Consider the following 18625-nt stretch of genomic DNA (forward strand, 5'->3'; position numbering starts at 1 on the left):
TGTTCTAAAATGCAGCAGGATGTATTATTCCTGATAGCCCAGCGCAACTTCGGCGATCTGCGCAGGCTCGATCACAGTGCTGAAGCGCTCCGGCTTCTGGCGCAGCGCAGCAAGACTTGCCGGTGCGGTATGCGCGGTAGCTGCTTCCAGCTGCTGCATTGCTTCAAAATCATTTTCCGGCGCGGACTGTCCCAGAGCCGTCAGCACGCTGCGCGGGAACTTGAAGGGAGACGCAGTGGACAGCACCACCATTGGCACCCCTTCGCGCTTTTTCTGTGCAGCCACATGGAAGGCCACTGCGGTGTGCGTATCGCACAGGTAGTTGTCCTTCTCATAGCGGGCACGGATCTCCCCTGCCACTTCTTCCTCGCTGCTCCAGCCGCAGGAGAAGCTCTCCTGAATGGCGGCCAGCGTCTCCGGACGCACCGTGTAGCTGCCGGTCTCAGCCAGACTCTTCATCAGGCCCGCCACCTCGGTATCGCTGCCGGTGACATGGTACAGCAAGCGCTCCAGATTGGAGGACACCAGAATGTCCATGCTGGGCGAAGTGGTCTTGAAGAACTCCCGCTTTGCGGTGTAGGTGCCGGTGGTGAGGAAATCGGTGAGGACGTTGTTCTCATTGGAGGCGCAGACCAGCTTGCCCACGGGCAGGCCCATGCGCTTTGCATAGTAGCCTGCCAGAATGTCGCCGAAGTTGCCGGTGGGCACGCAGAAATCCACTTCATCGCCGAAGGCGATGCTGCCCGCCTTGAGCAGCTGGGCATAGGCGGCAAAGTAGTAGACGATCTGCGGGACCAGACGGCCCCAGTTGATGGAGTTGGCGCTGGACAGGCGGATATCCCGCTTTGCCAGCTCGGCCGCGATGGCCTTATCGCCAAAGACCTTCTTCACACCGGTCTGGGCATCATCGAAGTTGCCGCGCACCGCGTAGACTGCCACGTTGGCACCCTCCTGCGTTGCCATCTGCAGACGCTGGATCTCGCTGGTGCCGCCCGTGGGATAGAACACCGCGATCTCCACACCCGGGATATCATGGTAGCCGTCCAGAGCTGCCTTGCCGGTATCGCCGCTGGTCGCCACAAGGATCAGGGTCTTTTCCGTGCGGCCCAGATTCTTTTTGGCTTCCACCAGAAGCTTCGGCATCAGCTGCAGAGCGTAATCCTTGAATGCACAGGTAGGGCCATGCCACAGCTCCAGCGCATAGGTGTCCCCTTCCACCGGAGCAAGGTATCCGGCCTTGCCTCCGAAAGCATCGCCGTAGGTCTTGCGGGCCGCTTCCGTCAGAAAGTCCTGCGAATAGTCGGTCAGATATTCCTTGATGACAGCAGCTGCCATAGCCGGGTAATCCAGCTCACACAGCGCCTTCACATCCACCTGCGGAAAGCTTTCAGGGACAAACAGGCCGCCCTCGTTGGACAGGCCCTGTGCGATCGCTTCCGAGGAAGTCACTTTGCGGTTTTGGTCTCTGGTACTGAAAAACTGCATTGTTGTCGCTCCTTTTTCGCCGTGGAACGCTGAAAACACGTTCCTGCTGCTACGGCAGAGAAGATCCCTGCCCGTACATTTCCCACCAGGGCGCTTGCTTTACGCAAGAAAAGCGCCCCTTATAATATGTACCATCCAGCGCCCGCTGTCAAGAGGGAACACTTCCGCCACATCAAATCGCACCGGCGCATCGCTCTGTCCGGTACACTGCAGATAGTGCTGTGCTGCAAGGATCAGCCGCTTCTGTTTGGCGGCATTGACCGCAGCAGCCGGGCGCGAAACGGCGTCCGAGCTGCGGGTCTTTACCTCGCAGATGACAATAGTCCCGTCCGGTTCCTGTACCACCACGTCCAGCTCCCCCATCCGGGTGTGGAAGTTGTGTGCCAGCAGCCTGCAGCCCTGCTTCTGATACCAGCGGGCCGCAGCGGCTTCTCCCCTGTGCCCCGTCTCAGCGCGGTTCACTTTCCGTTCTCCGGCCAGTAGCCCTGTTTTTTCAGGAAGCTGCGGCGGTAGAATGGCTGGATGCCGTACTGCGCAATGAGCTCATAGTGGAGCCTGGTCGGGTAGCCCTTGTGCTTTGCCAGCTGATACTGCGGGTACTGTCTGTCCAGTTCCAGCATATAGCGGTCACGGCTGACCTTGGCAAGGACAGATGCCGCGCCGATGCTGGCACTGGTAGCGTCACCCTTGACCACCGGCTGTGCCGGGATCTGCAAACCCGCCGGAGTGCGGTTGCCGTCCACCAGCACGAGGTTCGGCACGATGTCCAGCTCTTCCACGGCCTGCTTCATGCCGCCCATGGTGGCGTTGAGGATGTTTTCCCGGTCGATGACTTCCGGCCCCACAAAAATAATTTTGTAGGCCAGCGCCTTTGCAACGATCTCGTCAAACAGGGCTTCCCGTTTTTTCTCGGTGAGCTTTTTGGAGTCGTTGATGCCAAAGACCGGATTCTCCGGGTCCAGAATACAGGCCGCTACGCACACCGGGCCGCACAGAGGGCCGCGCCCGGCTTCGTCCACGCCCGCAAAGCAGCCATACTGACTGCGTACAGCGGCATCGTACTCATACAGCGGAGCCGAGATCTCCTCGTCGGAACGGCGCTTCATTCGTCATCCTCCTCGGCAAAATCCGTCAGGTCATCCCGCTGCGGCGGGCGCTCCAGCGAGATGCGGCCCCACTTGCAGGCGCGGAATTCATCCACCAGCATAATGGCACAGCGCTCGGTGTTCACCTCGCCGCCGCGCACCAGCAGGCCGCGCTTGCGGCCAATGGCTTCCATCAGCTCGTAGGGCGGCAGTGCCAGCGTTTCGGCGTCCAGCTTGTAGCGCTGGGCCACAAGGTCGGGGTAGTTGCGGCGCACCTCATCCAGCAGGTTCATGGCCAGCTCTTCCACGTCCAGAATATCGTCCTTGATGGAGCCGATGAAGGCCAGATTGGACGCAATGGTCTTGGAGTCAAACTTCTTCCACAGCACGCCGGGCATATCCAGCAGATCAAATTTGTCGGTGCTGACCCACTGCTTGCCCTTGGTCACGCCCGGGCGGTCTGCCGCCTTGGCGCGGGCAGAACCTGCAAAGGTGTTGATAAAGGTGGACTTGCCCACATTGGGGATGCCGCACAGCATCACCTGCGTCTTGGCACCGCCCATGCCACGGTTCTGGCGGCGTTCCAGCAGGCCGGCCAGTTCTTTTTCAATGGCAGTCTTAACGGCATTGGCACCGCCCTTCTGCTTGGCGCTGATCGCCACACAGCCGGCGTCTGCTGCACGGAAGTATCGGATCCATTCTTCCGTTACAGCCGGGTCGGCCAGATCTGCCTTGTTCAGTGCATAGAGCTTCGGCTTGCGGGCCGTGATGCGCTCGATCTCCGGGTTCAGGCTGGAGAGCGGGATGCGGGCATCCAGCAGCACAAGACTTGCATCCACATGCTGGATCTCCTGCTCCATCATGCGCAGGGTCTTGGTCATGTGGCCCGGGAACCACTGAATATTGTACTGGTTTGCAAAGCGGGTATCCATTTCGTTCATTTTACCACCCCAAAATCTGTAAAGGGCATAAAGCACACAAGCACCTTGCCCAGAATATCCCGTTCGTCGATGCAGCCGACATAGGTGGAGCGGCTGTCCAGCGACTGGTTGCGGTTGTCGCCCATCACGAACACCGTGCCCTCCGGCACTGTGTACGGGAACTGCACATCGTAGCCAAGATAGGTTGGCTCTGCAATGTAGTCCTCCTGCAAGACCTCACCGTTCACCGCCACGGTGCCGGTTGCATAATCGATGGAGACCGTATCGCCGCCTTTGGCGATGACACGCTTGACCAGCGGCTTGCCGTAGGAGGTATAGCTGTCCACAATGACCACATCACCGCGCTGAGGCTCGTAGCCTGCCCCCCACACGATGAGCTTGTCGCCGTTGACCAGCGTAGGTACCATGGAGCTGCCGTCCACCTGAATGATGCGGAAGAAAAACGAAAAGATCAGCACCAGCACCAGCGCTGCCGAGATCAGGGCCTCGTACCATTCCAGCAGATTCTGCCCGCGCACGGGCTTTGTCTGTTCCTGTTTTTCCATATCCGGTACACCTCACCTTCTGGTTTTACACTGCTGACCCGATTATACCGCAGCCGACAGGCTTTCTGCAAGCCAGATCACCTGTCGGCCGCACAGTTTTTTCAAATTTTTGATAAAGAAAAAAGGGACAACGAGGTTGTCCCTTTTCTCCCGTTTCAAATCGGGGATGATCAAATATCGCTCTTGACCTTGGCAGCCTTGCCGGTACGGCCACGCAGGTAGAACAGCTTTGCGCGGCGAACCTTGCCCTTGCGGACAACGGTGACCTTCTCAACGAAGGGGCTGTTGATGGGGAAGACACGCTCGATGCCGACACCGTAAGCAACGCGGCGAACGGTAAAGGTCTCAGCAACGCCGCCGTGCTTCTTTGCGATCACAGTGCCCTCAAAGGCCTGGATACGCTCACGGTCGCCTTCCTTGATACGAACATCAACGCGGACGGTGTCGCCAACGTTGAACTGGGGCTTTTCAGCCTTGATGCTGCCTTCAGAAATAATCTTCAGTGCGTCCATTTTTGAATCCTCCATTTGTTTTTAGACGTTCATGCACGGCACCTTGCCGTCAGAGGACCGCCCGTTTAATGATATTGTCATTAACCCCGCTGTGGTCTCAGCGGACACTAACGCCTAAATAGGATATCACAAAACCTGCGTGAATGCAAGCGTTCTGACTAAAATAAATGCAAAAATTTTCTGTTTTGCCCAACAGACGGTCTTTCACGCTCCAATCAGACAAACAGCTGCTTGTCTGCCGTCAAAAACTTTTTGCGCAGGATGTTGGCGCTGACGGCAGGCAGACCGAATTTTTCCTCCAGAAAACCGGTGAGCAGCGAAGGGTTCAGGTTCAGTTCCTGTGCGGCCGGCATGCACAGATCAATGTGCAGGCTGTCCCCCTCCGTGGTGTACTCCACCTGCGGGATGTGATCCTTCAGCTCAATGATCTTGTTGCCTTTTTTGCCGTGCTTTTCCACCGGAGCGCTTTCCAGCGCATTGTACTGATCCAGCGCCGCAGCCGCTGCCGCCGGGTAGGTGATGCGATAGCATGCGTAGGCAATGAGGTCCGCCTTCATCTGCACCGGGCCAACGTGCGTGATCACGATGCCTGCGGGCATGATGGCATTGAGGGCCGCTTTCCACTGCTCAAAATCCGGGGCTTCCGCTTCGGTCTTGACGTCCACGCACTCGCACTCGCTCTCCTGCCCCAGCGAAAGCGGGCAGGCAAAGGTCATATAGATGTGGGGGTTGAAGCCCAGCGTATGCCACACCGGCAGGCCGCTGCGCTTGAGCACCCGCTGCATCACCCGCTGCAGGTCCAGCAGGGAGATGTAGGAGGCCTCATTCTTTTTCTCAAACGAGATTCTGACTGTAATCAAAGCAGGGACCTCCTAACAGATGATTTGCGCCGCAGCCGTGGCAGGCACGGTTGCAGGGCTGGGTGGTCTGGGCGGCAAGCGCCTTTTGGTACTCCCGCACCAGATATTCGTGGGTGACGCCGTAATCCATGTGGGACCAGGGCGTTACCTCGTCCAGACCGATGGGCCGCTGGCAATAGAACGCCGGGTCGATGCCCAGATCGGCAAAGGTCTGCAGCCATGTGTCGTACTTGAAGCACTCTTCCCAGCCGTCAAAGTAGCAGCCGCGCTTGTAGGCTTCCACAATGACCGGGGCAAGGCGGCGGTCGCCCTTGGCAAACACGCCCTCCAGAAAGCTGGTGGTGCTGTCGTGATAGTTCACCTTGATCTTGCGGCTGCGCACGCTTTCCAGCAGATGCTTCTGCTTGGCCTGCAGGGTCTCGGCCGTATCCATGGGCACAAACTCAAAGGGAGTATGGGGCTTGGGCACAAAGCAGGCACAGCTGATCGTCACCTGAACGCCCTTTCCCTTGCCGCGCTTGGGCAAAGAGTAGTAAAGATCGACCACCTTCTGCGCCGTCTCTGCGATGCCCTCAATGTCCTCCATGGTCTCGGTGGGCAGGCCCATCATGAAGTAGAGCTTGACCGAGGTGTAGCCCGCATTGAATGCAATGGTGCAGGTCTTTTCGATCTCATCCCATGTGACATTCTTGTTGATGACATTGCGCAGACGCTGGGTGCCGGCTTCGGCGGCGAAGGTCAGGCCGCTCTTGCGCACCTTGGTGGTTTTTTCAATGAGGCTCTGGGAGAAGTTGTCCACACGCAGGCTCGGCAGCGACAGGCTGACATGCTCCCTAGGTGCCCACTCGTTCAGATCATCCAGCAGCTCTTCCAGCTGTCCGTGGTCAGAGGTGGACAGGCTGGAAAGGCTCAGCTCCTCATAGCCGGTGTTGGCGCACAGCTCCTGCGCCGCCCTGTTCAGAAGGCCCGCGTCACGCTGGCGCATGGGGCGGTACAGAAAACCCGCCTGACAGAAGCGGCAGCCGCGCACACAGCCGCGCAGCACCTCGATGCTGGCGCGATCCTGAATGGCACCCACCATGGGCACCACGAAATTCGTGGGCGGGGCAAACTCGTTCAGGTCCTTGATGATGGCCTTGGTAATGCGCGCCGGGATGCCCGGCTCGTTGGGGATGATGGCCTTGACCCGGCCATCCTCGTAATACTCCACATCGTAGAATGCCGGGATATAGACGCCGGGGATCTTTGCGATGCGCAGCAGCAGCTCCTTTTTGGAGACGCCGCCCTCTTTTTTGGCCTTTTCGATCTCGGCACAGATGCCGGGCAGCTGGTTTTCGCCCTCGCCCAGCTGGATCACATCAAAAAAGTCCGCGATCGGCTCCGCATTGCAGGCACAGGGGCCGCCCGCCACGATCAGCGGCCAGCGTTCGTCACGGTCTTTGGAATAGAACGGGATGCCTGCCAGATCCAGCATGGCCAGAATGTTGGTATAGGACAGCTCGTACTGCAGGGTGAAGCCCACTGCGTCAAAGGCGGTGAGCGGGTCCTTGCTCTCCATGGTGTAGAGCGGCAGGCCAAGACGTTCCATTTCGGCCTTCATGTCCAGCCATGGCATGAAAGCGCGCTCACACCACCAGTTTTCGCGGCGGTTGAGCAGCTCATAGAGAATCTTTTCGCCGAGGAAGGACATGCCTACCTCATAGGTGTCCGGAAAGCAGAACGCAAAGCGGACATCCACTTTTTCTTTGTCCTTATATACACTGCCGGGTTCTCCGCCGGTATAACGGCCGGGCTTCTGTACCCGTCCCAGTGCTTCTTTCAGTTTGGGATCAAACATCGAGTCCTCCAATAAACAGTCCATTTTTACACGTCATTTTATTGTACCCGAAATGAGCTGTTTTTTCAATCATTTCCCTTAAACTTTTTGCCTGCACGCCGCATTTCGCACAGGCAGGACGCCAGCTGCGCCCCATCCAGCGGAGGAACGGGCAGCAGATTGAATCCCCCGGTCAGCAGATTTGCCGCCCAGAAGGCACTGCCGCGGATGGTCAGTTCCTGTTCCAGCCGCAGCGCCCAGATGCCTGCCAGCATGAAATTGACTGCCGGGCCTGCAGCAGCCAGCCAGAAGAGCCGCCCCGGTGAAAGGCCCCGGGCCGGAGCGTCCATCCGCATACAAAAGCCGGTCATGGTCACCTCAATGACCGGAAAGCGGCGCAGCAGCGCACAATACGCCAGAATGTGCCCGCACTCGTGCAGGAACGCCGCCAGCAGGCCCAGCCGCAGAAAGCCGCTGGCATCGAAGTACAGCAGAAAATACAGGGAACCGCACAGCAGCACCGGGTCCCGGAACACCAGAGGCCCCAGCCGCAGGGCATCAGGATGCTTCATGCGAAAGGCCCAGTGCATCTGCCGGGTCACAGGCTTCGCCCTGACGATACAACTCAAAATGCAGGTGTGCCCCGGTGGCCCGGCCGCTCTGCCCTGCCGTGCCGAGGAGCCGCCCGGCCTCTACGGCTTCGCCCGGACGGACATAGATATACTGCAGATGGGCATACACCGCCGCCGTTCCATCCGCAAGCAGAAGCTCCATGCAGCTGCCATAGCTGTCACTTCGCTTTGTGCGGAGCACGGTGCCGCCCTGCACCGCAAGGATGCCGGTGCCCTCGGCGCAGGCAAGGTCGATGCCCTTGTGGAATGCCCGTTTGCCCGTAAAGGGGTCCTCCCGCCAGCCGTATCCGTCCGAAATGCGCCACTGTGTGGTCTCCAGCGGAAAGCAAAAGGCATCCTCCGTTTTCGACTGTGCCCGTGCCGGGAGCACCAGTCTAACGCAAAGCAGCACTCCCAGCAGGGCCGCCGCCCGGAAAAGGGCCGATTTCTTCCCATATTTTGCGTGTTTTATGCGCCATCCTGCTCGTCCGCTCCGCTTTGTCTGCATACCGTTTCCCCTTTCCGCTGTAGTCCACTGTATGCAGGCGGCGGTTCAAAAAGACCCGGCGGGGCTTTTCCCTGCCGGGTCTTGCAGTGCTGTTATCTGCGGAACTTGAAAAGGTTCAGGAACTGCTTCAGGCGGCTCTTCTGCGCAGGCGCTTCAGCGATGGCCGGTTTTGCCGGCTTTGGCACAGAAGCAGGCCGGGGTGCCGGTTTTTTGCGGTTCACCATCTGTTCCAATTCGTCAAAGTGATCGCGTTCCTCCGGTTTCGGGGCCGCATCCAGATGGATGGGTGCCGGCGATTCGGGAGCCTTTTGCGGTTCCTGCTTCTGTACAGGGAACTCCACCGCCTTTGCCTCCGGTTCCGCTGCAGACGGTTCTGCAGCGGGAGCTTCTGCAGTCAACGGTGCCGTCGGAGCCTCCACAGCCGCCGGTGCCGTTTTTTCACAGGCAGGAACTTTTCCAGTCCAGTCATCCCGAAGCAGCTCATACATATCCATCTGGCCGTTGACCGGTGCTTCGCCCTCGGCAGGCTTCACCTTCTGGTAGCTGCCATCCGGGCGCATCTCCCGGGCATTGACGTTATCCCTCAGCTGCAGCTGCAGAATATCGGTGAGCTTCTGCACCAGCACCGGGTCATCCACCCGGACGCCCACCTCCACGCGGCACTCCGTGTTGCGGGTGAGGAAGTCGCCGGAAGCAATATAAACGCGGGTGTGCACTCCATCAAAGAAACTGTAAATGCGGCCATGCTCCAGATAACGGCCCACAAGGCTGCGGATGTGCAGGTTTTCGGTCTTGCCGGGCACCTCTGCACGCACACAACAGATGCCGCGCACGATCATGTCGATGCGCACACCGGCACAGCTGGCTTCCTGCAGCTTCAGGATGATGTCGCGGTCGCTGATGGAGTTGTTCTTCAGGATCATGGACGCCGGACGGCCCATGCGGGCGGCGGCAATCAGGTGATCCATTTCTTCCAGAAGCACGCTCTTGAACCGCAGCGGTGCCACCAGCATCTTGCTGCTGTCCTCGGTCAGGCGCTGTACGGCAAGGTTCTGGAATACGTTGGATGCTTCCTCGCCAATGACGGGATCGGCCGTGATAAAGGAATAATCGGTGTACAGCTCACTGGTTTTTTCGTTGTAGTTGCCGGTGCCGATCTGGGTGATGTAGGAGTAGCCCTGTGCGCCCTTGCGGGTGATGAGGGTCAGCTTGGAGTGCACCTTGTAATCATCAAAGCCATAGATAACGGTGCAGCCTGCTCCTTCCAGCTGCTTGGACCAGTCAATGTTGTTCTGTTCATCAAAGCGGGCGCGCAGCTCCACCAGAGCCACCACTTCCTTGCCGTTTTCAGCCGCTTCCATCAACGCCTGCACGATCTGGGATTCCCGCGCCATACGGTAGAGGGTCATCTTGATGGAAATGACCTCCGGGTCATGTGCCGCCTTTTTGAGCATGGCAATGAAGGGCCGGATAGACTGGTACGGGTAGCTGAGCAGCACATCATGCTTCTGCACCTCGGCGGCAAGATCGTACTGCGGCGGCGGCAGCATGGGCCGTGCCGCCGGGTAGAACAGCTCCGGATGTCCGTCTGCCTCGATCCTGCCGGTGAGCTTATAGAAGAAGCTCAGATCCAGCGGGCTTTTCTGCACGAACACCCGCTTATGGGTCAGCACAAGGCGGTTGCACAGCAGGCGTTCCACCTCCGGGGCAGATGCCGTTGTGATCTGCAAACGCACAGCCGCCAGCTTGCGGCGGCGCTTGAGCAGATCGGACATGATCTCACGGTAATCGATATCGTGATCCATCATGCCCTCTTTCACGTCGATGTCCGCATTGCGGGTCACGCGGAACAGGCACTTTTCCTGAATGGCATCCTTGCCAAAAATGCTGGCCGCAAAATGCAGCACCAGCTCCTCGGTGAGGGCAAACAGCGTCTCGTCATCTTTTTTTACAATGTGCATCCGTTCCATCTGGCTGGAAATGGGGATGATGCCCAGACTCTGCCCTGCAGGGTGCTTTTCCCTGAGCAGTACGCCCAGATAGATCTCCTGGTTGCGCAGGAACGGGAACGGATGGCGGTTATCCACGATCTGCGGGCTGAGGATGGGGAACAGCTCGGTCTGGAAATATTTTTTCCAGAAATGCTCCTCTTCCTTGGTCAGATGGTTAAAGTCCACCTTGCGATAACCGCATTCCGCCAGCGCTTCCAGCGCCTTTGCGTAGTATTTGTCGCATTCTTCCTGCAGCTGTGCCGTTTTGGGCATGATGGCAGTCAGCTGTTCCGCCGCGGACATGTTGGTCTTGTTTTCCCTCTTGACCTTTTTGCCCTGTTCCTGTTCCAGATTGGCGCGCTCCTGCAGAGAACCCACGCGCACCATGAAAAATTCGTCCAGATTCGAGCCATAGATCGCAAGAAACTTGACCCGTTCTGCAAGCGGAACATTTTTATCTTTGCCCAATGCAAGAACGCGCTGATTAAAATCCAGCCAGCTCAGTTCCCGGTTGATAAAAATGGTATCGTCACTCATAGTATTCCCCTTTTCCAGCTGCCTTGCGGCTCAGCTCACGGTTGCCTGCCCTTTCCAGGAATCCACCACAGTCTGCGTCAGGCCCGGAACGCAGGCTGCATCCTCCACCCGTGCAAACGGGCCGTTCTGCTCCCGGTATTCCAGAATGGCTCTGGCCCGGCTTTCTCCTACGCCCGGCAGGGTGCACAGTGCAGAAAGCCCGGCTGTGTTCAGATCCACCAGTATGTGCTGTTCCAGCCCTGCTGTATCCGGCAGCGGCTGAACCGCAGCGTCCTGCAGCGGCACGGCAAAATAAAACGCCAGCGCTGCGCACAGGATCACTGCAGCTACCGAGAGGCAGATAAAAACCGCCTCCCGTTTTTGGGACTCCGGCAGATGTGTTTCTTTCATTGTACCTGACTTTCCCCCAAAAAGAAAGGCTTCTGCGAAAGAATATGCAGAAGCCTTGCACAAATTTTACGCTAAATTTTCAGCATCCCGTACCATACGGTACAGCACTTCCACCGCAGAGCCTGCCGCAGCATCGGTCAGGGTGACCTTTTGCGCAGCAAGACGCAGCTCTGGCGGCGCATCTGCCGCCGCCACGCTCTGGCTGGCATTGCGCACCAGCTCCAGCATGGACATGCCGCCCGCCAGCACCAGAACATCCTCCGGATTGATGCCCACCGGCATACACACAGCATCCAGCATTTCGTGGCCGGAAACGGTTCTGGGCGTCAGGATCAGGGTATCTGCTGCGGCACGCTCGCCCAGCAGCACCGCTGTGCGATCCCCCAGCGATTTTTCCAGCAGCGAGATCATGGGCACGGCCTTGCTGTCCTGATACAGCAGCACCCGCAGCACTTCTTCCCCCTTGATATCCGCTGCATTTGCCAGCAGATAGGGGGTCCACTCCTGCCGCAGATGGCGTTCCAGCGCCTCACTCATGCGCAGCACCCGGGTGGTGCCATCGGTCATCTGCAAAGCGACGCCCACGCCTGCTGCGTCCGGCAGGCGGGTGAACAGATCGGCGTCCTGCCCGGCAAAGCTGCACAGCGTCCGGCTGGTGCCATCGGCAAAATGGTAGGCCATCGCGCCGCCGCACACCAGCGCAGGGGCATTGAGCCGCACACTGCCCAGAATGGAGCGCACTGCCCGGGGCGTGCGCTGCGAGAACACCGTAAAACGGCCGCCGCGGCGGACGAACAGCTGCAGCACGTCCCGCACAACCTGCGTCAGGTTTCCATCCGCTCCCAGCAGCAGGTGATCCAGATCACACAATACAAGCCTTTGGTCCAGCTGGTTCATAGGGTTCCCCTCCTGAGCGTTGCAAGAAAATGAGTGAAGTATTCCGGCAGTTCCGAGTCAAAGCGCAGCTGTTCGCCGGTAATGGGGTGGATGAACCCCAGTGTTTTTGCGTGCAGGCACTGCCCGTGCAGGCTGGTGATGCAGTTGTGCGGGCCGTAGACCGGGTCGCCTGCCACCGGGTGCTGGATGGACGCCATGTGCACTCGGATCTGGTGGGTGCGGCCGGTCTTCAGGCGGCATTCCAGCATGGTGAAGTTGTTCAGCCGTTCCAGCACCTGATAACCGGTGTAGGCATATTTGGTGTGGGGCTCGCTGGCCGGGTAGACTGCCATTTTTTTGCGGTCGGTTTTGCTGCGGCCAAGATTGGACTCCACAAAGCCCTCATCCTGTGCAAAGCCGCCGTACACGATGGTGCGATACGCGCGCTCCACACTGTGCACCGCCATCTGCTGGGAAAGGCCGATGTGGGTTGCATCGTCCTTTGCCACCACCAGCAGGCCGCTGGTGTCCTTATCGATGCGGTGCACGATGCCGGGGCGGATCTCGCCGCCGATGCCGGACAGGCTTCCCTTGCAGTGCCACAGCAGTGCATTCACCAGTGTGCCGTCCGGGTTGCCGGGAGCCGGGTGCACCACCATGCCCTTGGGCTTGTTGACCACCAGCAGATGCTCGTCCTCATAGACGATCTCCAGCGGGATGTCCTGCGGCACGGCCTCGATGGGCTTTGCGTCCGGGATCTCCAGCAGAATGGTGTCCCCTGCCTTGAGCTTCAGGCTCTTGGCCACCTGCCTGCCGTTGCACAGCACATGACCGTCGGCCACCAGCGCCTGCAGAGCAGACCGGGAAAGGCCGGTATCCTCGCCGCTGAGAAAGCGGTCGATGCGCTGGCCTGCCGTTTCCTGCTCCACCACAAATTCACGCTGCTCCATGGCTCACTGCTCCTTTGCGCCGCCGTGCAGCTCTTCCAGAAAGATCTCCAGCACCCAGAGACCCACACCCACGCACACGCAGATATCCGCAAAATTGAACACCGCAAACTGCATGAACAGCAGATTGATGTAGTCCACCACCACGCCGTTGAGCACACGGTCGATCAGGTTGCCGATACCACCGGCAAGGATCAGCAGCAGCGCAGCCTGCTGCAGGTATCTGCCGCGGCTGCGAAAGAACAGCCCGTAGGCCACAAGGATCAGCGCTATGCTGGTAGCGATGATGAGGAACAGCTGCTTGCCGCTGAGCAGACTGAACGCCATGCCCGGGTTGAGCACGAACCGCAGCTCCACCACATGGGGGATCAGCGGCATGGCTCCCACCGGCTGCAGCACATTTGTGGCCCACAGCTTGATGGCCTGATCGATGCCAATGAGTGCCGCAGCCGCGAGCAGATTAAAAACAACATATGCCATAGGATACTCCCAAAATCATTCAGTATAAAAAACGGCGCTCCCCGGTATAAGGGAGCGCCGCCCTTTAAAACATTGTTTTATGCGGAACGCTTAGGCTTCCACAACGCTGGCGCAGCGTGCGCACAGGGTGGGATGTGCGGCATGGCTGCCGATGGAAGAAGAATACTTCCAGCAGCGCTCGCACTTTTCGCCGGTGGCATGTGCAGCAGCAACGCCCAGACCTTCAACAGCGCTTGCAGCGCCGCCTTCGCCCTTGACCAGCTCTACCTGAGAGACGATCATCAGGTCGGCCAGCTCGTCCATGGGGATGCTGTTCAGCAGATCATACACCGCGTCATTGCAGTACAGGGTGACGGCAGCCTCCAGAGAAGCACCGATGACCTTTTCGGCACGGGCCTGCTCCAGAACCTTCTTCACCTCGTCACGGACGGCGATCAGCTGAGCCCACTTTGCCTTGAAGGCTTCATCGGCGGCATACTGGCCAGCCTTGGGCATCTCCTCAAAGACAACGTACTTGTTCATGCCCTCGGTCTTGGGCATGAAGTCCCAGATCTCCTGGCTGGTGAAGCACAGGATGGGCGCAATGATCTTGTCCAGAGCCACTAGGATCTTGTACATGGTGGTCTGAGCAGCCTTGCGGCCTGCGCCGTTGGTGCAGTACAGGCGGTCCTTGGTCACATCCAGATAGAAGTTGGACATTGCAACAACGCAGAAGTTGTATACTGCATGATAGACCTTGTTGAAGTCGTACACAGCGTAGCCTGCGCTGGTGTTGACCATCAGGTCATCCAGAGCAGCCAGTGCCCAGCGGTCGATCTCCTGCAGCTGGTCGTCAGCCACACAGTCGGTGTTGGGATCAAAGCCGTCCAGATTGCCCAGAATGAAGCGGGCGGTGTTGCGGATCTTGCGGTAAGCCTCGCTCAGCTGCTTGAAGATGTTCTTGCCGGCACGCACATCCACGGTGTAGTCGGAAGAAGCCACCCACAGGCGGATGATATCAGCGCCGTAGTCCTTGATGATCTCGCTGGGCTCCACGCCGTTGCCGGCGCTCTTGTGCATCTGCTTGCCCTGCTCGTCCACGACCCAGCCGTGGCACAGAACAGACTTATAGGGTGCGCAGCCCTTGCTTGCAACGCTGGTCAGCAGGCTGGACTGGAACCAGCCGCGGAACTGGTCGCCGCCCTCCATATACATATCGGCGGGGAAACGCAGTTCCGGACGCTCCTCCAGCACAGCGGCGTGGGTGGAGCCGGAGTCGAACCAGACGTCCATGATGTCGGTGTCCTTGGTCCACTCGGAAGCACCGCACTTTTCGCACACTTCGCCTGCAGGGATGATCTGCTCGGCTTCGTACTTATACCATGCATCGGAACCTTCCTTGCGGAACAGGTCGCTGACAGCCTTGATGGTGGCATCGGTGATGTGGTAGGTGCCGCACTTCTTGCAGTAGAATGCGGGGATGGGCACGCCCCAGGTGCGCTGGCGGCTGATGCACCAGTCGTTGCGGTCGCGCACCATGCCCTTCATGCGGTCATGGCCCCAGTCCGGCATCCAGGTAACGGTGTCGATGGCCTTGTAGACGTCCTCACGGAACTTTGCGATGGAGCAGAACCACTGTTCCGTTGCACGGAAGATGATGGGGTGATGGCAGCGCCAGCAGTGCGGGTACTGATGCTTGATGTGCACCTGACCCATGACAGCGCCGGACTCGGTCAAATCGGCCAGAATGGTCTTATTGGCAGCCCACACGCGCTGACCCGCATACTTGCCGGCCAGCTCGGTCAGATAGCCGCCATCGTCCACGGGCACGGTGATGGGAACCTGCGGATACTTCTGGCAGACGTTGAAGTCGTCCACGCCGTGGCCGCCTGCGGTATGGACGCAGCCGGAACCGCTTTCCAGCGTGACGTGATCGCCCAGAATGACCCAGCCTTCCTTGGGCAGGTAGACGTGGTTGTAGCGCATCAGCTCGAACTCGGTACCGGGGACCGGCTCGCCCACGATCTCGTAGTTCTCGATGTGGCAGGCGTCCATGACGCTCTTGACCAGCTCGGTGGCCATGATGTGGAACTCATCGCCGATCTTGACGAAGGAGTACTCGAACTGGCCGTTCAGGCAGATCGCCTCGTTGGCGGGCAGAGTCCATGTGGTGGTAGTCCAGATGACGAAGTAGGTCTTGTCCATCGGGATGCCGTGCTTTGCCAGCACACCGTTGGGGTCCTGAGAGACGTGGAAACGCACGAAGATGGAATCGCAGTCGTCCTCGCCGTACTCGATCTCGGCCTCTGCCAGAGCCGTGCGGCAGTCCGGGCACCAGTACACAGGCTTCAGGCCCTTGTAGATGTAGCCCTTCTTGGCCATCTCGCCAAAGATCTCGATCTGGCGTGCCTCAAACTCAGGCTTCAGGGTCAGATACGGATGCTCGAAATCGCCGATAACGCCCAGACGCTTGAACTGGTCGCTCATGATATCGATGTGCTCGGTAGCAAACTTTTCGCAGATCTGGCGCAGTTCCAGCTTGGAAATGTCCTTTTTCTTATCACCGACGGAGGACAGAGCCTTCAGCTCGATGGGCAGGCCGTGGGTATCAAAGCCGGGCACGTAGGGAGCCTGGAAGCCCTCCATGTTCTTGTCGCGGATAATGATATCCTTGATGATCTTGTTCAGGGCAGTACCCATATGGATATTGCCGTTTGCGTACGGAGGGCCGTCGTGCAGGATGAACTGCGGCTTGCCCTCGTTGTGCTTCATGAGCTGATTGTACAGGTCGTTGTCGTCCCAATCCTTGAGCATGACCGGCTCCTTCTTGGGCAGGCCGGCACGCATTTCAAACAGGGTCTTGGGCAGGTTCAGAGTACTATCGTACTGCGATTTGTTCTTAGCCAATGGTTTACACTCTCCTCTATATTTCCTTATGGGGTCGCCTTACTCGCTGAACTTGACGCCCTGAAAAGCATCGTAGTCCGGCTCGTCCGGCTTAAAATCAGCAGGAGGCGCGGGCGGAGGGTCCAGCTTGAGCTGGCTTTCGTCCTTTGCCCAGAAATCCTCGCTGCTGTCAGCCGCCTCGCTGTCATCTTCAGCAGAGGCGGCAGATTCTGCATCTTCTTCTGCAGCCGGAACAGGCTCTGCCTCAGGCTGCACATCTGCGGCCTGCAGCTGAGCGGCAGCCGCAGGTTCGGCTTCGTCGGCTGCAGGCTCTGCGTCGGCAGCTTCCTGTGCGGGCGTTTCCTTCTGGAACTCCGGCAGGCGGCTCAGCGACTCCACATGGCTGCGGTACAGATTGAGCACATCGGACTTGAAGCGGGTCACTTCCAGACGCACACGGTCATACTCGCGCTCTTCTGCAAGGCGCTTCTCGTTTGCCTCGTTCTCGATCTCATCTGCACGGTCGTTGGCCTTCTGCAGCAGTTCGTTGGCATCGCGGATGATATCATCACCGCGCAGATTTGCACGATGGATGATCTCTTCCGCCTTCTGGTTTGCTTCACGGATGACGTTCTCACCCATGCGCTGCGCATTGATCAATGCACTCTTGAGCATTTCACCGTCTGCCTCAAAGCTCTTCAGCTCCTCGTGCAGCTTCTGGTTTTCAGCAGTCAGATCCGCAATCTGCTTGCGAAGCTGTTCCGCCTGTGCATCGTCCTCCTGCAGCTGTTCTTCCACCTTGTCCAGAAAACGATCCACGTCCTCTGTGCGGTAGCCGCGGAGGTTTTTTTCAAATTGCACAGAACGGACATCCTGCGGAGTCAGCATAGTCATTTCCTCCCGTTGCTTTTAATATTGAAAAAATTCGATGATCGACCGGTCTTTTTTGCTTTTTCCGGGCAGTGCCGTCAGGCCAAAGCGGCCCTTGCCCCGCACGGTAAAAACATCACCCTCATACACCGGCGCATGGGGTTTTTCGGCAGGCAGATGGTTGATCTCCACCCTGCCGGCCGCGATCAGCTCACACGCCTGCCCCCGGCTGCACCGCAGCATGGCCGCAAGCACAGCGTCCAGCCGCAGAGACGACACGGTAGCGCTGCGCAGCTCGCGCCGGGCCTGCGGGAAGGACGGTATCTCGTCCGGTTCCAGCAGCTCAGTGGTCAGCTCGGTGTGCCCGGCCTGAAACAGCTCCCGGCAGATGAGCTGTGCTGCCGGTTCCAGCGCAAACACATAAGCTGTGCCCGGCTGATCCTCCGGCAGAACGATGTCTCCCAGCGCTTCGCGCTTCAGTTCCAGACCCATCAGGCTGCCCAGATAGTCCTTGTGCGCGGGCAGCGCGGCCCCGGGCAGAGCCCGGCATTGCAGCCGCACGCAGCGGATGGGGTTTTCCCCATAGCTGTACTCGGGTTCCAGACAGAGGATCCGGCGTTCCGCCTGCGGCCAGCCGCCCTCAAAGCGGAAGCCTTCCTCTATGTCCGCACGCCCCAGCGCTGCACGGGCAAGATCCTGCTCACGGTCGCTCAGAAAACCGGAGTACCGTGCGATCTCCCGGGAAAAGGCCGTGCGGGCCAGATCCTCGATATGCCGCATGAGATAGCGTTCTTCATCCGTGCGTGCGGGAATGAACCCGCGCACGGCTTTGGGCTGCGGATCAATAGAACGCGCCATTGTTCTCCAGCTCGTCCAGCAGATCACCCATGATGTCTACATTATACGGTGTGATGATAAAGGTGCTGTTGGCCACCCGCTTGATCTGGCCGTTGTTGGCATAGGCAACACCGGACAAAAAGTCCACCAGACGGCGGGAGACTTCCTTGTTGGTAGACTCCAGATTGAGCACGACCGTGCGCTTGTTGTTCAGATGGTCGGCAATGGTGCTTGCATCCTCAAAGCGCTCCGGCTTTACCAGCACCACCTTGAGCTGAGTGGTGGCATTGATGTTGACCACCTTGCCGTTCTTCTTGGTGCCCTCGGTATGTTCCTCAGCTTCGTCGTCCGCACCGAGACCGACGCCGTTATTATTGTTCACCATCTGGGGACCATCGTCGATGTACTGGTCCTCATAATCGTCTTCCTGGTCAAACAGACCCTTCTTGATGCTGTCAAGAAAAGACAT

The 18625-nt window shown here is 58.8% G+C and carries 19 protein-coding genes; all 19 read right to left on the minus strand.

Annotated elements, in window-relative coordinates; translation table 11 throughout:
- Positions 1 to 24: 24 nt before the first annotated feature.
- Positions 25 to 1485, minus strand: coding sequence for a threonine synthase (gene thrC, locus ACKXF9_RS10980; RefSeq protein ID WP_339394825.1), 1461 nt, complete (start codon positions 1483 to 1485; stop codon positions 25 to 27).
- A gap of 99 nt (positions 1486 to 1584) precedes the next feature.
- Positions 1585 to 1947 carry a YraN family protein gene (locus ACKXF9_RS10985; RefSeq protein WP_249238675.1) on the minus strand — a complete coding sequence of 121 codons (363 nt, stop codon included), beginning with the start codon at positions 1945 to 1947 and terminating at the stop codon, positions 1585 to 1587.
- Positions 1944 to 2591 (minus strand): ribonuclease HII, encoded by a 648-nt coding sequence (locus ACKXF9_RS10990; protein WP_418266202.1) that lies wholly within the window; start codon positions 2589 to 2591, stop codon positions 1944 to 1946. The genes ACKXF9_RS10985 and ACKXF9_RS10990 overlap by 4 nt, the downstream gene beginning before the upstream one ends.
- On the minus strand, positions 2588 to 3511 hold the full coding sequence (gene ylqF, locus ACKXF9_RS10995) for a ribosome biogenesis GTPase YlqF (protein WP_418266203.1): 924 nt from the start codon (positions 3509 to 3511) through the stop codon (positions 2588 to 2590). Before ylqF ends, ACKXF9_RS10990 begins: the two co-directional genes overlap by 4 nt.
- On the minus strand, positions 3508 to 4056 hold the full coding sequence (gene lepB, locus ACKXF9_RS11000) for a signal peptidase I (RefSeq protein ID WP_249238672.1): 549 nt from the start codon (positions 4054 to 4056) through the stop codon (positions 3508 to 3510). Before lepB ends, ylqF begins: the two co-directional genes overlap by 4 nt.
- Before the next feature lie 170 nt (positions 4057 to 4226).
- On the minus strand, positions 4227 to 4568 hold the full coding sequence (gene rplS, locus ACKXF9_RS11005; protein ID WP_022257134.1) for a 50S ribosomal protein L19: 342 nt from the start codon (positions 4566 to 4568) through the stop codon (positions 4227 to 4229).
- A gap of 215 nt (positions 4569 to 4783) precedes the next feature.
- The gene (locus ACKXF9_RS11010; protein ID WP_348583551.1) at positions 4784 to 5428 is read right to left on the minus strand and encodes a TIGR03936 family radical SAM-associated protein; all 645 of its coding nucleotides are present in this window, start codon (positions 5426 to 5428) and stop codon (positions 4784 to 4786) included.
- The gene (locus ACKXF9_RS11015; protein WP_418266204.1) at positions 5403 to 7265 is read right to left on the minus strand and encodes a TIGR03960 family B12-binding radical SAM protein; all 1863 of its coding nucleotides are present in this window, start codon (positions 7263 to 7265) and stop codon (positions 5403 to 5405) included. Before ACKXF9_RS11015 ends, ACKXF9_RS11010 begins: the two co-directional genes overlap by 26 nt.
- A gap of 65 nt (positions 7266 to 7330) precedes the next feature.
- Complete coding sequence (locus ACKXF9_RS11020) at positions 7331 to 7816, minus strand: peptidase (protein WP_418266205.1); 486 nt, start codon at positions 7814 to 7816, stop codon at positions 7331 to 7333.
- Positions 7803 to 8267, minus strand: a complete 465-nt coding sequence (locus tag ACKXF9_RS11025; protein ID WP_418266206.1) for a M23 family metallopeptidase — start codon at positions 8265 to 8267, stop codon at positions 7803 to 7805. Before ACKXF9_RS11025 ends, ACKXF9_RS11020 begins: the two co-directional genes overlap by 14 nt.
- Positions 8268 to 8455: 188 nt before the next feature.
- Complete coding sequence (gene ppk1, locus ACKXF9_RS11030) at positions 8456 to 10891, minus strand: polyphosphate kinase 1 (RefSeq protein WP_418266207.1); 2436 nt, start codon at positions 10889 to 10891, stop codon at positions 8456 to 8458.
- Positions 10892 to 10921: 30 nt separating this feature from the next.
- The gene (locus ACKXF9_RS11035) at positions 10922 to 11281 is read right to left on the minus strand and encodes a ComEA family DNA-binding protein (RefSeq protein WP_418266208.1); all 360 of its coding nucleotides are present in this window, start codon (positions 11279 to 11281) and stop codon (positions 10922 to 10924) included.
- 66 nt (positions 11282 to 11347) lie between these two features.
- A complete protein-coding gene (locus ACKXF9_RS11040; protein WP_418266209.1) occupies positions 11348 to 12178 on the minus strand; it encodes an HAD hydrolase family protein in 831 nt (276 codons plus the stop codon).
- A complete protein-coding gene (locus ACKXF9_RS11045; RefSeq protein WP_418266210.1) occupies positions 12175 to 13107 on the minus strand; it encodes an RluA family pseudouridine synthase in 933 nt (310 codons plus the stop codon). The genes ACKXF9_RS11040 and ACKXF9_RS11045 overlap by 4 nt, the downstream gene beginning before the upstream one ends.
- 3 nt (positions 13108 to 13110) lie before the next feature.
- A complete protein-coding gene (gene lspA, locus ACKXF9_RS11050) occupies positions 13111 to 13584 on the minus strand; it encodes a signal peptidase II (protein ID WP_249238663.1) in 474 nt (157 codons plus the stop codon).
- A gap of 90 nt (positions 13585 to 13674) precedes the next feature.
- Positions 13675 to 16470 (minus strand): isoleucine--tRNA ligase, encoded by a 2796-nt coding sequence (ileS, locus tag ACKXF9_RS11055; RefSeq protein ID WP_097775650.1) that lies wholly within the window; start codon positions 16468 to 16470, stop codon positions 13675 to 13677.
- Between the two features lie 39 nt (positions 16471 to 16509).
- The gene (locus tag ACKXF9_RS11060; RefSeq protein ID WP_418266211.1) at positions 16510 to 17343 is read right to left on the minus strand and encodes a DivIVA domain-containing protein; all 834 of its coding nucleotides are present in this window, start codon (positions 17341 to 17343) and stop codon (positions 16510 to 16512) included.
- A 15-nt stretch (positions 17344 to 17358) separates the two neighbouring features.
- On the minus strand, positions 17359 to 18177 hold the full coding sequence (locus ACKXF9_RS11065; protein WP_418266212.1) for an RNA-binding protein: 819 nt from the start codon (positions 18175 to 18177) through the stop codon (positions 17359 to 17361).
- On the minus strand, positions 18161 to 18625 hold the full coding sequence (locus ACKXF9_RS11070; protein WP_418266213.1) for a cell division protein SepF: 465 nt from the start codon (positions 18623 to 18625) through the stop codon (positions 18161 to 18163). Before ACKXF9_RS11070 ends, ACKXF9_RS11065 begins: the two co-directional genes overlap by 17 nt.

Source organism: Faecalibacterium sp. 9 (assembly GCF_048320955.1).
Classification (GTDB): domain Bacteria; phylum Bacillota; class Clostridia; order Oscillospirales; family Ruminococcaceae; genus Faecalibacterium; species Faecalibacterium wellingii.

Bases quoted from the DNA above. Each gene is read 5' to 3' on its own strand.
- lepB (WP_249238672.1), bottom strand. From the start codon at position 4,056: ATGGAAAAACAGGAACAGACAAAGCCCGTGCGCGGGCAGAATCTGCTG.
- ACKXF9_RS11020 (WP_418266205.1), bottom strand. From the start codon at position 7,816: ATGAAGCATCCTGATGCCCTGCGGCTGGGGCCTCTGGTGTTCCGGGAC.
- ACKXF9_RS10990 (WP_418266202.1), bottom strand. From the start codon at position 2,591: ATGAAGCGCCGTTCCGACGAGGAGATCTCGGCTCCGCTGTATGAGTAC.
- ACKXF9_RS11060 (WP_418266211.1), bottom strand. From the start codon at position 17,343: ATGACTATGCTGACTCCGCAGGATGTCCGTTCTGTGCAATTTGAAAAA.
- ACKXF9_RS11035 (WP_418266208.1), bottom strand. From the start codon at position 11,281: ATGAAAGAAACACATCTGCCGGAGTCCCAAAAACGGGAGGCGGTTTTT.
- ACKXF9_RS11045 (WP_418266210.1), bottom strand. From the start codon at position 13,107: ATGGAGCAGCGTGAATTTGTGGTGGAGCAGGAAACGGCAGGCCAGCGC.
- lspA (WP_249238663.1), bottom strand. From the start codon at position 13,584: ATGGCATATGTTGTTTTTAATCTGCTCGCGGCTGCGGCACTCATTGGC.
- ppk1 (WP_418266207.1), bottom strand. From the start codon at position 10,891: ATGAGTGACGATACCATTTTTATCAACCGGGAACTGAGCTGGCTGGAT.
- ACKXF9_RS11065 (WP_418266212.1), bottom strand. From the start codon at position 18,177: ATGGCGCGTTCTATTGATCCGCAGCCCAAAGCCGTGCGCGGGTTCATT.
- rplS (WP_022257134.1), bottom strand. From the start codon at position 4,568: ATGGACGCACTGAAGATTATTTCTGAAGGCAGCATCAAGGCTGAAAAG.
- ACKXF9_RS11015 (WP_418266204.1), bottom strand. From the start codon at position 7,265: ATGTTTGATCCCAAACTGAAAGAAGCACTGGGACGGGTACAGAAGCCC.
- ACKXF9_RS11040 (WP_418266209.1), bottom strand. From the start codon at position 12,178: ATGAACCAGCTGGACCAAAGGCTTGTATTGTGTGATCTGGATCACCTG.
- thrC (WP_339394825.1), bottom strand. From the start codon at position 1,485: ATGCAGTTTTTCAGTACCAGAGACCAAAACCGCAAAGTGACTTCCTCG.
- ACKXF9_RS11070 (WP_418266213.1), bottom strand. From the start codon at position 18,625: ATGTCTTTTCTTGACAGCATCAAGAAGGGTCTGTTTGACCAGGAAGAC.
- ylqF (WP_418266203.1), bottom strand. From the start codon at position 3,511: ATGAACGAAATGGATACCCGCTTTGCAAACCAGTACAATATTCAGTGG.